Genomic DNA, 14,864 nt, shown 5'->3' with positions numbered 1-14,864 from the left:
CTTCTTTGCCTACTTTCTTGGCAAGACAAGAAAGTAGGTCGCCGCCCCGCAGGGGTGGTGAAACCGCAGTTGCAGTTGCCCTTGACGTTAAGCAGTTGCAGTTGCAGTCATCCCCCCCCCCACCAACTCAAACCCGATTCCACCACCGCAACCGCGCCAAACCAATACTCAAAGTAAACCGGCAACTCGCCCCATAACCAAGATCCCACCCCAGCGTAGTAGCCAGCGGCACCCCGAGCCAGTGCGCCGCCAGCATACGCATCGGCCCCGCATGCGCAACAACCCACAGCCGGTCCGGAGCATCCACCGGCAAGGCATCAGCCCAAGCCGCCACACGCGCCATCGCCTGCGCGACGGTCTCGCCCCCATGCGGCCGCGCATGCAGCAGATCCGCAGCCCACGCATCCAGCTCGGCGCGCGGCACGGCGTCCCATGCGAGGCCTTCCCAACGGCCAAAATCGAGTTCGCGCAACCGCGCATCGGCTTGCGGCAGCAGGCCGAAATCCCGCGCAAGCAAATCTGCCGTGGCGCGAGCCCGCGTCATCGGGCTGCAAACAATGCGCTGCGGCGCAAGGCCATCGAGTGCCAGCAGCATGCGGGCAGGCTCGGGCAAAACGGGCTGAGCCAGCGGCAGGTCAAGCGCGCCGTAGCAGATCCCCTGCGCCACCTCGGGCGCCGCGTGTCGGATCAGGACCAGGTCCATGCCGCCGCCACCAGATAGATCAACAACTCGGCCAGCTGCTGCGCCATGCCGAGGCAATCGCCGGTGTAGCCGCCTATGCGGCGAACAAAGTAGCGTCCCAGCAAAAAGCGCAGCACCACCAAGGCAACGATCACCACAGCAGCAAACAGCGGCGACACCAGCAGCAGCGGCAATGCACCGCAAAGCAGCGTGAAACCCAGCCCCATGCCGGACAGCCGCTGTGCCACCGGCTTGGCCTTGCCCTCGGCACGCACGTAATCCAGCGTGGCAAGATAGCTCACCGCCATGGCGCGGCTGGCCGCATGCGCGGCCACCAGCACCAGCAGCAACTCCGCCATGCCGCTGCGCGCGGCAATCGCCACCAGCAGTTGCCACTTGAGCAGCAACGCCACCACCAGCGCGATGGCGCCAAATGCGCCAATGCGCGAGTCGTGCATGATGCGCAGCACGTCCTCGCGCCGGTAGCCGCCGCCAAAGGCATCCACGCAGTCGGCCAGGCCGTCCTCGTGAAAAGCGCCGGTGGCCAGCAGCGTCACGGCCATGCCCAGCAGCAAGGCCACGCCCGGCGGCCACCACTGCAGCGCGCCCCAGCTAGCCAGCGCGCCCAGCACGCCAACCAGCAACCCCACCAGCGGAAAGTAACGCGCCGCCGCGTTCAGGTAGTGCGGCGCAAAGCCGACCCAGCGCGGCACCGGCACCCGCGTGAAGTAGCCAACGGCGGTCAGGAAGTAGCGAAGTTCGTCGAGCATGGGCGGGTGCGTTGGGCCAGGTAGCGAAAGCGTGCCGCAGTCTACGCCGACGCGGTGCTGACGCCGGCCGCGCCGAAGGTGGCCATCTCGCGCAGGAAGGCCGCGGCGGACGCGACCAGCGGATAGGCCAGCGCGGCGCCGGTGCCCTCGCCCAGGCGCAGGTCCAGCGCCAGCAGCGGCTCGGCGCCGAAATAATCCAGCAGGCGGCGGTGGCCATGCTCGTGCGAGCAATGCGAGAACACGCAGTATTCCAGCACCTCGGGCGCGAGGCGCTGCGCCACCAGCAGCGCGGCCGAGGCGATAAAGCCATCGACCAGGATCACCATGCGGCTGGCGGCGGCGGCCAGGAAGGCGCCGGTCATCATGGCGATCTCGAAGCCGCCGAAGGCGGCCAGTACGTCGAGCGGCTCCACCGCATCCGCATGCAGTGCCAGTGCCTGCGCCAGCACCGCGCGCTTGCGCGCGAGGCCCGCGTCGTCCAGGCCGGTGCCGCGGCCGATGCAATCTTCAATCGGTGTATCGGTAAGCCGGCTCACCAGGCAAGCGGCCGACGAGGTATTGGCAATGCCCATCTCGCCAAAGCCAATCACGTTGCTGCCCTGCTGCGCGTGGCGCAGCACGCGCGCCATGCCGGCGGTGAGCGCCGCCTGCACCTGCTCCGCGCTCATGGCGCGCTCAAAGGCAAAATTGCGCGTGCCCGCGGCAATGCGGCAGTTGACCAGCCCGGGCGCGGACGGCAGCGGCGCGCGCACCCCCGCGTCCACCACCTCGAGCGCCAGCCCGTGCAGGCGCGAGAACACATTGATGGCCGCGCCCCCGGCCAGGAAGTTGAGCACCATCTGCGCCGTGACCTCGGCCGGATAGGCGCTCACGCCGGCATCGGCCACGCCGTGGTCCCCGGCGAACACGATCACCGCGGGACGCTTGAGCTCCGGCGTGCCACTGCCGGTAATCAGGCCGATCTGCAAGGCCAGATCCTCGAGCCGGCCGAGCGCGCCGAGCGGCTTGGTCTTGGCATCGATGGCGGCTTGCAGGGTCGGGCGCAGGGAGGCGTCGAGCGGGGTGATGGCGGGTAACTGCATGGTATTTCTTGGTGTGGCTGAGAAAAGATTCGATTCGCTGGAACAAGAATAGACGTTTTACATCTCGACGCCACGTTGGGCCTTGATGCCTTGCTGGAAGGCATGCTTGACCGGCGTCATGTCCGTCACGGTATCCGCCGCCTCGATCAGCGCGGGCGGTGCGCCGCGGCCGGTGATGACCACGTGCTGCATCGGCGGGCGGGCACGCAGGTCGGCGATGACGGTGTCGACATCGAGGTAATGCAGCTTGAGCGCGATATTGAGTTCGTCCAGCAGCACCAGCCCGATCGACGGGTCGCGCAGCAGCGAGCGCGCCACCTCCCACGCGGCCTGGGCCTTGGCCACGTCGCGCGCGCGATCCTGCGTTTCCCAGGTGTAGCCTTCGCCCATCACATGGAAGGCGCACTGCTCTGGAAAGCGCCGCAGGAACAATTCCTCGCCGCTGGGAATCGCGCCCTTGATGAATTGCACCACGCCGGCCTGCATGCCGTGGCCAAGCGCGCGCACCACCATGCCAAAGCCGGAGCTGGATTTGCCCTTGCCATTGCCGGTGGTGATGACGATCACGCCGCGCTCGTCCTGCGCGGCGGCAATCTTGGCATCCACGACATCCTTCTTGCGCAGCATGCGCGCCTTGTGGCGCTCGTCGCGGGCGGCGTCTTCCGACGTGGAGGTCTCAAGGGCTTTGGGTTCAGTCATGTTGGGTTTCGTCTGGTGCGGGAGAATGCGCCCCGTCGGCGATCAGCGCGGTATGGCGGCCGTCGCTGACGCTGACAATGGGCGTGCGCAGCGCGTGCGAGCAATGCGCGGGAGTCAGGACCTGCGCAGCGGGGCCATGCAAGCACAGGCCGTCTTCGGCCAGCAGCAGAGCATGGGTCGCGTAGCGCCGCGCCAGGTTAAGGTCGTGCAGGATCACCACGATGGCGTGGCGGCCGGCGCGCGCCAGCCGGGCCAGGGTTTCCAGCACCATGATCTGGTGGCGCAGGTCGAGGTGGGCGGCGGGTTCGTCCAGCATCAGCAGCGGCGCCTGTTGCGCCAGCGTGGCAGCCAGCGAAACGCGCTGGCGCTCGCCGCCGGACAGGGTCAGCACGTCGCGCCCGGCCAGCGCATCGAGATCCATCTCGCGCATCACTGCCGCGACCACCGCGTCATCCTCGCGGCCGGCCCAGCCCCAACCGGAGAGATGCGGGTGACGGCCCACCGCCACGGCGTCGCGCACCGACATCGAGAAGGTGTCGTGCACCGCCTGAGGCAGGTAGGCACGGCGCAATGCCAGGGCCGCGGGCGGCGTCTCCAGCGGCGCGCGGCCATCGAGCAGCACCACGCCGCCGTCCGGCTTGCGCAGCCCGGCCAGCACCGACATCAGCGTGGACTTGCCGACGCCGTTCGGGCCCACGATGCACCACAGCTCGCCCGCCTGCATGGACAAGCTCAGGCCATCGAGCAAAGCGCGCGTGCCGGCGCGCAACTGCAGGGACTGCAGCACCAGCGGCGGACAAGCGCAGACGGGTTCGTTCCAGGTCGGCATGGTGCTCAGCGCGGCCTGCGCAGCAGGAGAAAGAGGAAGGTCGGCACGCCCAGCAGCGCGGTGATCACGCCCACCGGCAACTGCGCGGGCGCAATCACCGTGCGCGCCACCAGGTCGGCGGCCATCAGCAACGTGCCGCCGAGCAACGCCGAGGCAGGCAACATCAGGCGTTGGTCGTTGCCCCAGGCAAGGCGCACCAGGTGCGGCACCACCAGCCCGACAAAGCCAATCGAGCCAGCCGAGGTAATGGCCACCGCGATCGCCAGCGAGGCCAGCACGAACACCGACAGGCGCACCGCGCCGACGCGCACGCCCAGCGCCTGCGCCACGGTCTCGCCCATCAGCATGGCATTGAGCGAGCGCGCCATCGGCATGGCCAGCAGCACGGCCAGCGCCAGCGCACCTAGCGCAAGGCCGTAGCTGGCGGTGCCGCCCAGGTCGCCGGTCAGCCAGAACAGCATGCCGCGCAAACGGGCCTCGGGCGCCACGCTCAGGATCAGGGTAATCAGCGCGCCCCAGCCGGCGGCCAGGATCACGCCGGTCAGCAGCAGGCGCGAGCCGGCCTCATGATGGCCGCCCTGCACCTGCGGATGCAGCAGGTCGCGCCGCGCCAGCGTGGCCACCAGCACCATCGAGAACAGCGCGCCGCCGGCCGCGCCGGCCTGCACCGTCCACAGTGGCCACATCATCAGCATGGCGGTGAGCGCACCGGTGGCCGCGCCGCCCGATACGCCGAGCACATAGGGCTCGGCCAGCGGATTGCGCAGCAGCACCTGCATCAACGCGCCGGTCAACGCCAGCAGGCCGCCGCACGCGAATGCCGCGGCCGCGCGCGGCAGCCGCAGCTCACGCACGATGGCCCCGGCGGTATCGTCGGCGCCGACGGACAGCGCGTGCCAGACCTGCGCGCCCGACAGCGGCACGCTGCCCACCGCCAGCGACAGCAGGAACACCGCCACGCCGGCGGCGGCAAGCATCAGCCAGACGGCTAGCGCGCGGCGCATGTCAGGCGGCCACCATCATTTCTGGCGCCAGCCCAGCGTGACAAAGCCGGCGCGTCCCTGCGTGTTGTAGGGATAGGCGAGCTGGTAGTTCTTGTCGAACAGGTTTTCCACACGGGCGGCCACGAACCATTGCTTGTCGATGTTATAGCGGGCATTGAGGTTGACGATACCGTATCCGCCCAGCGTGCGCGAGCCGCTATCCATGCGCGTCGAGGAAATGATCCACTCGCCGCCGAGGCGGAAGTCGCCAAACTGGCGGCCCACGTCGAAGGCGGCATGGCGGCGCGCGCGGCGCAGCAACTGCGTATTGCTCTGCTCATCCACCGGGTTCTGGAAGGTGATGCTGGCGCCCACGTCGGTGCCCATCAGCTTGGCGCGCCAGGAGGCTTCAATGCCTTGCACCTTGGCCTTGTTGACATTCTGCGCCAGGAACAAGCCATTGGGCTGCAGCGCCGCGGTGATCAGGTTGTCGTAGCGGGTCTCGAACGCGGTCACGCGCAGCAGGCCGGCGGCGTCCGTGTTGTACTGCGCGCCCAGCTCGACCGACTTGGCGCGCTCGGGCTTGATGCCCGGCTGGCCATAGCCCGGGTAGTACAGCTCGTTGAACGTCGGCGCGCGGAAGGCGTTGCTGGCGTTGGCGATCAGCTTGAACGCCTCGGTCACGTTATAGCCATAGCCGGCGAAATAGCTCGCCTGGCTGCCGAAATCCGAGTAGTGGTCGTTGCGCACATTGAGCTGCAGCTGGTGCTTGCCCAGCCGGCCATCGTAGCCCCCGAACACCGACGCAATATTGCGGCCCGGCGCGCCATACGTGTTCGAGCTGAATTCCTGCTGCGCATACTCCGTGCCGAACAGCAGCTTATGGGTCGGCGCCAGCGCATATTCGTTCTGCCAGGTGTACTGGCGATTGCGCGTGTTGAAGTTGCTGTTGAACAGTCCGTTCAAGGTGTTTTCGCTATTGTCCCCGCTCTGCGCGACCTTGAAATGCGTGGTCCAGTCCCGGGTGAGCTTGCCGTTGACAAAGGCGGATACAGTGTACAACTCGCTGTTCATCCACCAGACATCGGTCGGTTTGCCTGTCGTGGTGTCGTAGGAGAGCTTGCTCTTCGAGTAATAGGCTGTGACGCCGGCGTCCCAGTCGCTGGTGAAACGATGCTTCACCTGGCCCGATACGCTCTTGTTGTCATACGGGTTGTCGTTCGGGTTCGGGCCCATGCCCTTCTTTGCCTTGGCCGGATTGTCACCGTTCCATTGGGCCGCATTGATCGCCGAAAAACCGTCTGTCTTGACTGCCGACCCGGTGATATTGAACGAGGTATCGCCCACCTGCCCGCCGTAGCCCACCGTACCCTGGCGCGTATTGTTGCTGCCGTATTCAATCTGAGCGTTGGCTGCGGGAGCCTGGCCCGCACCGCTCTTGGTGAAGATCTGCACCACGCCGCCGATCGCATCCGAGCCGTAGAGCGCCGAGACATTGCCGCGCACGATCTCGATATGGTCGATCTGGTCGGGCAGGATATTCGAGAGCTGGGCCGTGCCGCTGCTGGCCGCCGAGATCCGCACGCCGTCGATCAGGATCAGCGTCTGGTTGGAGTTGGCCCCGCGCATGAACAGGCTGGTATTGGCACCCAGGCCGCCGTTGGCGGCAAACTCCACACCGGCCTGCGTGCGCAGCAACGAGCGCAGGTCGATGGCTTGCGAGTTGACGATGTCCTGCTGGGTCACCACGGTAGTATGCGGCAGCGCCTCGGTCAACGGCTGGACGGTGCGGGTGGCAGTGACCACCACCGGGTCGAGCTGCGCGTCGGGCGCGGGCTGCGCAGCGGATTGCCCGGCGGACTGGGCCATGGCGGCGCCTGGCGCGCTCATGGCGAGCCAGGCGGCGAGCGCGGCGGGCAGTTGCCGCGAGACGAAAACAGGTATGGTGTGGCGGCGCGCCGGCAATGCCGGACGGCTCGACGTGGGGGGCGAAAAGCGCATGATGCTGAGTGGGAGAGAGCTGCCTGGTCCGTTCCCCCGCGGACCGTCTGGCGACGAAGCGCGCCGCTGGCTTGCGCGGCAAAAAGCAGCGGAGGGCGGCGCACTCTCGTTCAGGCCGGTATCCGGGCTGACGACACCAGTCCGACCGCCTTCCCGAACCTTGCGGTTCAGTGGCTGAGTGGTCGGCCTTGCGATCTTGCGATCACGGTCGCTTACCGTTGCGGGGGCAGCACAGGTTGGCTCGGCCCTGCCCTGGCGGCGGTGGCTGGCTCCCTGTTTCCCGTTGAACTGCAACCCTGTAGTGAATAGGATTACGAGCACCTGGAACGTGCGCGAGTGTAGGCAGTTTCGAGGCAAGCGTCAATGCCGCGGCAAAACAAGGCGAAAGCGCCTGGAAACAGGCATAAAGCCGTCGCCACGGATGCCGTTAAACGACGATGCATGCAACTTCGGCGCGCAGGCCTGGTCACACACGTCTGCGTTCGCCGTCCGCACGATAGCGCTTGGGCTAAAATCCCAGAACCCGAGACCCTAGATATGACAGGCTCTATGCTCACCGAACTCGAACAACTCGCCGCCAAGATCGGGCGTGTGCTGCACCATGCCGATACCCTGGCGGCTGAGAACCAGCGGCTGCGCGAGGAGATCGAACGCCTGCAGGCCGACGCCAGCCAGCTGCGCGGCGACCGTGAAGCCATGGCCGCCGACCGCGAGCTGCTCAATATCAAGATCGAGGAAGCGCAGCTGCGCATCCAGTCGATCCTGGACAAGCTGCCCACCGCCAGCGACGCCCGCCAGCTCGACCTGCTGGGCGAAGGCGACGCGGCCGGCCGCGCCGAACAGAAGGCACCCGGAGAAAACGCATGAGCAATAAGCAAGTCGAAGTGAACATTGCCGGCCAGTCCTACCGGTTCGCCATTGCCGCCGACAACGAGGCCGCGCTGCTGGAGGCCGTGGCACTGGTAGACGGTCAGATGACGCGGCTCAAGGGCGGCGTATCCGCCAAGGGCGTGGAACGCGTTGCCGTGATGGCCGCGATCAGCATCGCCTCGGACCTGCTCTCGCTCAAGCGCAAGCAGCAAGAAGATGGCGCGATTCCCGTTGATGCAGTGCGTGCGCGCATTCGCGAGCTGAACGAACGCGCGGACGAAGCCCTGCGCCAGTACGCGCATGTGGGCACCAATTCGCCCGTGCCGCGCAACTGATGCCCTGCCCTGCGCCGGCTGTACCACACGGCACAGGCAGGCGGTGATACGCTCGCGATTTCGGCCCGATGTGCCCCACATGCCGCGCGCGTCAGCAAAATGTAACGACACGCAAAGACGGGCTTGGTATGGAAAGCCTCGCGGTGTATAGTGGAGCCAAGCCGCACCAAGCCACATAGTTGCGGCACCTTAGGTCGGGTTATCGCGCCTGACCGCCGTTTTCATCCCATCCAAGTTAGAAACGGCAAACGTCTGACAGCCATGCCAAAGCAGTATGCGTTTGGCAGTGCAAAAAAGTCAGACGTTTGACAGTTTCCCTGCCTGGTTCGTCAGGATCATATTCCTTGAACCGATAAGCATTTGTTGGTGCGGGATTATGCCGTGTGGGCGAGCGCGTCGCATGGTTCATAGTTGCAGTCTGGACTCCCTGAACCGGTGATGTACCCGAAATGCGGCTTCCGCAGCCACTCTGAACCTCACTTGGGTTCAGGATGCCGATCCAGCGGCCGAGGCGGGGACCCCTCTAAAGGCGGTGGTTATTCAACCACCGCCTTTTCCTTTTGTGGCGCAGATTGACCTGCGCTGCCTCTGCAGTGCCCTCCCTCTGTTTCTGCGCCACGACCCACGCCCACATCCGCCAGACGGTTTTCTTTTGGCCGTGCTTGCTGCACCATATCGCTGTCGCCAACGTCACGCCCGCCCTGCCCGCCCATGAGCCGATCCACGCAAGCCAATGCCGCCGCGCGCGCCCGCCAGTACTGGCTGATGAAGTCGGAACCCGACGAGGCCAGCATCGATACGCTAGCCGAACGCGGCACCCTGCCATGGACCGGCGTGCGCAACTACCAGGCCCGCAACTTCATGCGCGACGGCATGCAAATCGGCGACGGCGTGCTGTTCTATCACTCCTCCTGCCCACAGCCCGGCATTGCCGGCCTGGCCGAGGTCAGCTCGCAGCCCTACCCCGATCCCACCCAGTTCGACCCGAAGAGCGATTACTACGACGCCGCCGCCAAGCTGGATGCACCGCGCTGGATGCTGGTTGACGTGCGCTTTGTCGGCAAGGGCCCGCTGATCTCGCTGGCCGACTTGCGCGCGCATGACGAACTGGCCGACATGGTCGTGCTACGCCGTGGCAACCGGTTGTCGATCACGCCGGTGACCCCGGCCGAATGGCGCTTCATCACCACGCGGCTGATGCGCTAGCCTGGCACCGGCGGTCACAGCAGCGGCATGACACAATGGCTGCCGACGACATAACTACAACGCCAACAAGGTCGATTCCGCGTCATGAGCTTTTCCCTGATTCCCGGGCTGCTGCTGCTCGGCGCCTTTACCGGCTTCTGCGCCGGCTTGCTTGGCGTAGGCGGCGGCATGCTGATGGTGCCCTTCCTCACGCTGCTGTTCACCGCCCTGGCCTTCCCCCATGAGGCCATCGTCCATATGGCCATCGCCACCTCCATGGCGACCATCCTGTTCACCTCGCTGTCCTCGGTGCGCGCCCACCACAAGCGCGGCATGGTGCGATGGAGGCTGGTGCTGGCCCTGGCGCCCGGCATCCTGATTGGCGGCATGATCGGCGGCGGCAAGGTCTTCGCGGCGCTCAAGACCAGTTGGCTGTCGCTGCTGTTCGCCGTATTCGTAGGCTTTTCGGCGTGGCAGATGCTGCGCAACCGCAAGCCCGCCCCGCACCGGCAACTGCCGGGCACGCCGGGCATGCTGGGCGCGGGCGGCGTGATCGGCTTCCTGTCCAGCCTGGTGGGCGCGGGCGGCGGCTTTGTCTCGGTGCCGTTCATGACCTGGTGCAATGTGCCAATCCACAACGCCGTGGCCACCTCGGCCGCACTCGGGTTTCCCATCGCAGTGGCGAGCGTGATCGGCTATGTGTGGAGCGGGCTGGGCCAGACCGGGCTGCCGGCAGGCTCGCTCGGCTACATTTACCTGCCCGCGCTGGCGGTGATCGCGGTTGCCAGCGTGCTGACCGCGCCGCTGGGCGCGCGCACCGCGCACCGCATGGATGTCGCACAGTTGAAGAAAGTCTTCGCCTGCCTGCTGTTCAGCCTGTCGGCCTACATGATGTGGAAGGCCTGGCACGCGTTCTGAGGCCACAGGTGCCAGCGATGCACGCCGCGGATACAAGTAGATACAAGGTCGCACGGGACGTAGCGGAACGATCACCTGGGCGGCGCGTCTGATACCCATCGTCTGACAAGGGAGAATCCAATGAAACATCTGCTTGCCGCCACGCTGCTCGGTACCACCGCCATGGTTGCCTCCGCCCAGGGCGGCGGCCCGACCCACGAGCCGGCCCCTGCCGGCGTGCTGTCGCTGTCCGCCCAGGCCGCCACCGAAGTGCCGACCGACGTGGTGCACCTGACGCTCGCCGCCGAGCAGGAAGGCGCGGAGCCGGGCGCGATCTCCTCGGCGCTGTCGGCCAAGACAGCGGATGTGATCGCGCAGGCCAAGCGTACCAATGGCGTGCAGGCGCAATCGGGCGGCTTCACCATCTATCCGTCCAACGACAAGAACGGGCGCATCAGCACCTGGCGCGGCCGCGCCGAGGTGATTCTGGAATCGCGCGATTTCACCGCCGTGTCCAAGCTCGCGGGGCAACTCGCCAGCCAGATGCAGGTGCAGAACATCAGCTTCTCGCTCTCGCGCGAAGCCCGCCAGGCGGCCGAGGCCAAGCTGACCGAGCAAGCCGTGGCCTCGTTCCGCGACAAGGCCCAGGCCACCACCAAGCTGTTCGGCTACGGCAGCTACACCATCCGCGAAGTGCAGGTGGGCGAGGTGGGCGCGGTGCAACCGATGCCGCGCATGTACGCGGCCAAGGCCATGATGGCCGATTCCGCGCCGGTGCCGGTCGAGGGCGGCAAGGCCCAGGTCACCGTGACTGTGAACGGCTCGGTGCAGATGCTCAAGTAAGCGCCGTCCAAAGCCACAGGCTCAAGGGTCAAGGCAGAAGGTAGAAGGCAGAAGGCAGAAGGCACGGAACAAGGCCCCTGCCGCGCAAGCGGCAGGGGCCTTGTCTTTGATGCATGAGCCATCAAGGAGCGGCGGTGCTTACAGCGCCCCGAACTGCTGGCGCAGCACGTTCTTCTGCACCTTGCCCATGGTGTTGCGCGGCAACTCATCCACCACGTGCACGCGCTTAGGCACCTTGAAATTGGCAATACGACCCTTGAGCCCGCCAATCAGGCTCAACGCATCCAGCGAGGCACCTGGCTTGCCAACCACCACCGCCACCACCGCCTCGCCGAAGTCGGCATGCGGCACGCCAATCACGGCACTTTCCGCCACGCCCGGCATCTCGTCGATAAAGCTCTCGATCTCCTTGGGGTAGACGTTGTAGCCACCGGAGATGATCAGGTCCTTGCTGCGGCCGACGATGGTCAGGTAGTCGTCAGGCACCTTGCGCTCGCCAGCCTGGCTGACGATGGCACCGCCAAAGCGGCCCACGTCGCCGGTCTTGAACCAGCCGTCGGCGGTGAACTCTTCCTGCGTCTTCTCCGGCATGCGCCAGTAGCCCTTGAACACATTCGGGCCACGCACTTCCACATTGCCGATCTCGCCGGCCGCGCAAGGCTTGCCGTCGCCGTCCACCACGCGCACCGACACACCCGGCAGCGCCTTGCCGACGGTACCGCCGATACGCTCGCCGTCTTGCGCCTCGTACGGGTTGGAGACCAGCATCACGGTCTCGCTCATGCCGTAGCGCTCCAGGATGGTGTGGCCCGTGCGCTCGCGGAAGGCATCGAAGGTTTCCATCAGCAGCGGCGCGGAGCCGGACACGAACAGGCGCATGCGGCGGCAGGTATCGTCGTCAAAGCGCGGCTCCTGCACCATGCGCACGTAATACGTGGGCACGCCCATCATCACGGTGCAACGCGGCAGGAATTTGAGGATCTGCGCCATGTCGAGCTTGGGCGCCCAGATCATCTTGGCACCGGCCAAGAGCGCGCCGTGCGACGCGACGAACAGGCCATGCACGTGGAAGATCGGCAGCATGTGCAGCAGCACGTCGTCGCTGCGCCAGCCCCAGTACGCATGCAGCGTCTTGGCGTTGGAGGCCAGGTTGCCGTGCGTGAGCATGGCGCCCTTGCTGCGGCCCGTGGTGCCCGAGGTGTAGAGAATGGCGGCGAGCTCGTCGGCGCCGCGCGCCACCGTGGCGAAGCGGTCCGGTTGCACGGCGGCGCGGGACAACAGCGAGCCTGAGCGGTCGTCGTCCAGCGTGAAGACGTGCTTGGTGCCGTGGCGGAACGCCACCTTGGACACCCAGCCGAAGTTAGCGCTGCTGCACACCACCACCGCCGGCTCCGCGTTGCCGACAAAGTAGTCGATCTCGGCTTCCTGGTAGGCGGTATTGAGCGGCAGGTAGATGTAGCCTGCGCGCAGCGTGGCGAGGTACAGGAACAGCGCCTCCGGCGATTTTTCCACCTGCACCGCCACGCGCGCGCCCTCGGGCAGCTTGAGCGCGGCCAGCAGGTTGGCCATCTTGGCGGTGGCGCGGTCCAGGTCGTCCCAGCTGTAGTAGAGGCCGTCGTGGGTTTCAATGCAGCAGGCACTGCGGTCCGCCGGGAAGCGGGATTCGAATAGGGCGAACAGGTTGGCGTTCATATTGCGGAAGATGAAAAACGGAATCGGCAATAGCATGGGCAATCCGCATGGGCAATCCGATCAATAGCCGGCAATGATACCTAAAGCGATTGCCCGTGCTATTGCCCGTGCTATTGACCGCTGAAGCGCGGCGGCCGGCGTGCCAGGAATGCCGCCACGCCTTCGGCATGGTCGGCGCTGTCGCCATAGCGGAAATGCGCGTCGAGCTCCGCCGCGGTGAGCGGCGCGGGCACCGGCGCCAGGCGGCGGATGCTCTGCTTGTTGATGCGGGCGGCCAACGGCGCACCGGCCACGATGCGCTTGACGGCCGCGGCGACTTCCTCGCCGAGTGCCGCTGCCGGCACCACGCGCGTCAGCAGCCCTTTCTCGCGCGCCTCGGCGGCGTCGAACACCCTGCCCTCCAGCAGGATCTCCAGCGTCACGGCGCGGCCCGCCAGGGCCAGCAGCCCGGTCAGCTCGCCGGGCGCCATGGGAAAGCCGAGCCGGTTGATCGGCACGCCGAAGCGGCTGTCGTCGGCGGCGATGCGCAGGTCGCAATGGCAGGCGATCTCCAGCCCGCCGCCCACGCAAACCCCTTCGATCATGGCAAGCGTCGGATGCAGGCAGCCCGCGATGGCGGCCAGCGCAGGCGCAATCACCGCCTCGTGGTAACGGCGCAGCGCGGCGGCGTCGCCCCGCTCCTCGGGGAACTCGGCAATGTCGGCGCCGGCGGCAAAGTTGTCATCGGCGCCGCGCACCACCACGCAGCGCAGCGAGGGATCGGCGGACAGGTCCGCAAAGCCCTGCGCCAGCGCGTGCCACATCGCCACGGAGATGGCATTGAGCTTGCCAGCGTGGGACAGCGTGACCGTGGCCACGTCGCCCTCACGCGCGAACGCTACCGTGCCGCTCATGCCTGCGCTCCACGCGCACGGGAAACATCGGAAACCATGCGGCGATCCTCCATCAGTCGATCTTGGCGCCGGACTGCTGCACCACCGTAGCCCAGCGCTTGATCTCGGCGCGCTGGAACTGCGCGAACTGCTCTTGCGTGAAAGCCGGCGTATCGGAGCCGTTGGCAAGCCAGATCTGCTTCATCTCGGGCGTGTTCAGTGCCTTCTCCACTTCGGTGTAAAGCCGGTCGACGATGTCCTTGGGCGTGCCCTTGGGCACCCACATCGCGTACCAGGTGGAGACTTCGTAGTTAGGCACCCCAGCCTCGGCAGCCGTGGGCACATTCGGGAACGCGGCCGAGCGCTTGGTCGATGCCACCGCCAGCGCCTTGATGCGGCCGGCGCGGATATGCTGGGCCGAAGAACCGAGACCGTCGAAATCCATATCCACCTGGCCCGCGATCAGGTCGGACAGCGCAGGGCCCGCACCCTTGTAGGGAATATGCGTGATGAAGGTCTTGGTCTGCAGCTTGAACAGCTCGCCCGCCAGATGGTGGGACGAGCCGTTGCCGGCCGAGGCGTAGTTCAGCTTGCCGGGGTTCTTCTTGGCATAGGCGATCAGCTCGCCCAGCGTGTTGGCGGTGACCTTGGTCGGGTTCACCACGATCACCTGCGGCGGCTGCGCGATCACCGTGACGGGGATGAAATCCTTCTCGATGTCGTAGTCGAGCTTCTTGTAGAACGACGGCGCGATGGCGTGGTGCGCGCCGCCGATGAAAACGGTATAGCCATCCGGCGCGCCCTTGGCCGCGATGCTCGCGCCCACGGTGCCGCCAGCGCCGCCACGGTTATCGATCACGAACTGCTTGCCGAGCTGCTTGGAAAGCTGCGCGGTCAGCGGGCGGGCGAAGGCATCGGTGCCACCGCCGGCCGGGAACGGCACGATGACGGTGATCGGCTTGGACGGCCAGGCGTCAGCCTGCGCCACGGGCGCTACCGCGCCCAAACCCGCGCCCAGCGCGCAAGCCAGCCCTGCCAGTTGAAACTGACGACGATTCATGACTCTGTCTCCTCTCTCTTCTCTCTTCTGCTGTGGAAAGTCAAAACGAAGAACTGCTGGAATG

Annotated in this window: 15 protein-coding genes, 1 other RNA gene and 1 riboswitch; of the genes, 6 read left to right on the top strand and 10 right to left on the bottom strand. The window is 66.4% G+C overall.

Translation table 11 applies throughout. The annotated features are described in order from the left end of the window. Positions 1-127 precede the first annotated feature (127 nt). Genes cobC through AC1RQC_RS34705 form a run of 7 tightly spaced genes read right to left on the bottom strand, consistent with a single transcriptional unit; the run spans position 128 to position 7,046 of the window. Positions 128-703: an alpha-ribazole phosphatase gene (gene cobC / locus AC1RQC_RS34735; RefSeq protein WP_492886035.1), complete on the bottom strand. Its 576-nt coding sequence runs from the start codon at positions 701-703 to the stop codon at positions 128-130. Then, entirely contained in the window at positions 688-1,452 is a 765-nt protein-coding gene (locus AC1RQC_RS34730) for an adenosylcobinamide-GDP ribazoletransferase (protein WP_492376693.1), read from the bottom strand. Before AC1RQC_RS34730 ends, cobC begins: the two co-directional genes overlap by 16 nt. 41 nt (positions 1,453-1,493) lie before the next feature. Next, positions 1,494-2,534: a nicotinate-nucleotide--dimethylbenzimidazole phosphoribosyltransferase gene (gene cobT, locus AC1RQC_RS34725; RefSeq protein ID WP_492376692.1), complete on the bottom strand. Its 1,041-nt coding sequence runs from the start codon at positions 2,532-2,534 to the stop codon at positions 1,494-1,496. A gap of 57 nt (positions 2,535-2,591) precedes the next feature. Then, entirely contained in the window at positions 2,592-3,233 is a 642-nt protein-coding gene (gene cobO, locus AC1RQC_RS34720) for a cob(I)yrinic acid a,c-diamide adenosyltransferase (RefSeq protein ID WP_150984001.1), read from the bottom strand. Beyond that, positions 3,226-4,062 carry an ABC transporter ATP-binding protein gene (locus AC1RQC_RS34715; RefSeq protein ID WP_492376691.1) on the bottom strand — a complete coding sequence of 279 codons (837 nt, stop codon included), beginning with the start codon at positions 4,060-4,062 and terminating at the stop codon, positions 3,226-3,228. Before AC1RQC_RS34715 ends, cobO begins: the two co-directional genes overlap by 8 nt. 5 nt (positions 4,063-4,067) lie before the next feature. Beyond that, a complete protein-coding gene (locus AC1RQC_RS34710; protein WP_174427962.1) occupies positions 4,068-5,066 on the bottom strand; it encodes a FecCD family ABC transporter permease in 999 nt (332 codons plus the stop codon). Between the two features lie 15 nt (positions 5,067-5,081). Beyond that, a complete protein-coding gene (locus tag AC1RQC_RS34705; protein WP_492376690.1) occupies positions 5,082-7,046 on the bottom strand; it encodes a TonB-dependent receptor plug domain-containing protein in 1,965 nt (654 codons plus the stop codon). A 96-nt stretch (positions 7,047-7,142) separates the two neighbouring features. Next, positions 7,143-7,387: riboswitch (cobalamin riboswitch) on the bottom strand. 208 nt (positions 7,388-7,595) lie between these two features. Here AC1RQC_RS34705 and AC1RQC_RS34700 point away from each other — a divergent pair. The 6 genes from AC1RQC_RS34700 (at position 7,596) to AC1RQC_RS34675 (ending at position 11,176) form a co-directional block, all read left to right on the top strand. Next, a complete protein-coding gene (locus tag AC1RQC_RS34700; RefSeq protein ID WP_183036798.1) occupies positions 7,596-7,913 on the top strand; it encodes a hypothetical protein in 318 nt (105 codons plus the stop codon). Continuing rightward, positions 7,910-8,251, top strand: coding sequence for a cell division protein ZapA (locus AC1RQC_RS34695; RefSeq protein ID WP_416049477.1), 342 nt, complete (start codon positions 7,910-7,912; stop codon positions 8,249-8,251). Before AC1RQC_RS34700 ends, AC1RQC_RS34695 begins: the two co-directional genes overlap by 4 nt. 311 nt (positions 8,252-8,562) lie before the next feature. Continuing rightward, a non-coding RNA gene (gene ssrS / locus AC1RQC_RS34690) (6S RNA) lies at positions 8,563-8,773 on the top strand. A gap of 189 nt (positions 8,774-8,962) precedes the next feature. Next, a complete protein-coding gene (locus tag AC1RQC_RS34685) occupies positions 8,963-9,457 on the top strand; it encodes an EVE domain-containing protein (protein WP_441633252.1) in 495 nt (164 codons plus the stop codon). An 84-nt stretch (positions 9,458-9,541) separates the two neighbouring features. Continuing rightward, positions 9,542-10,354, top strand: a complete 813-nt coding sequence (locus tag AC1RQC_RS34680) for a sulfite exporter TauE/SafE family protein (RefSeq protein WP_492886032.1) — start codon at positions 9,542-9,544, stop codon at positions 10,352-10,354. Between the two features lie 120 nt (positions 10,355-10,474). Further along, the gene (locus AC1RQC_RS34675) at positions 10,475-11,176 is read left to right on the top strand and encodes an SIMPL domain-containing protein (RefSeq protein WP_416049479.1); all 702 of its coding nucleotides are present in this window, start codon (positions 10,475-10,477) and stop codon (positions 11,174-11,176) included. A gap of 138 nt (positions 11,177-11,314) precedes the next feature. Here the strand turns inward: AC1RQC_RS34675 and AC1RQC_RS34670 are convergent, their stop codons facing one another. The 3 genes from AC1RQC_RS34670 to AC1RQC_RS34660 all read right to left on the bottom strand — a co-directional run bounded on the left by AC1RQC_RS34670 (position 11,315) and on the right by AC1RQC_RS34660 (position 14,800). After that, the gene (locus AC1RQC_RS34670; RefSeq protein ID WP_441633470.1) at positions 11,315-12,868 is read right to left on the bottom strand and encodes a malonate--CoA ligase; all 1,554 of its coding nucleotides are present in this window, start codon (positions 12,866-12,868) and stop codon (positions 11,315-11,317) included. 110 nt (positions 12,869-12,978) lie between these two features. Further along, positions 12,979-13,761, bottom strand: a complete 783-nt coding sequence (locus tag AC1RQC_RS34665; protein WP_492886030.1) for an enoyl-CoA hydratase/isomerase family protein — start codon at positions 13,759-13,761, stop codon at positions 12,979-12,981. A 52-nt stretch (positions 13,762-13,813) separates the two neighbouring features. Further along, positions 13,814-14,800 (bottom strand): Bug family tripartite tricarboxylate transporter substrate binding protein, encoded by a 987-nt coding sequence (locus AC1RQC_RS34660; RefSeq protein ID WP_492831956.1) that lies wholly within the window; start codon positions 14,798-14,800, stop codon positions 13,814-13,816. Positions 14,801-14,864: the final 64 nt, after the last annotated feature.

It is taken from the genome of Cupriavidus sp. GW822-FHT03E04 (genome assembly GCF_058801495.1).
Note: the sequence above shows the minus strand (reverse complement) of the source record. Positions and strands in the feature narration are given on the sequence as shown.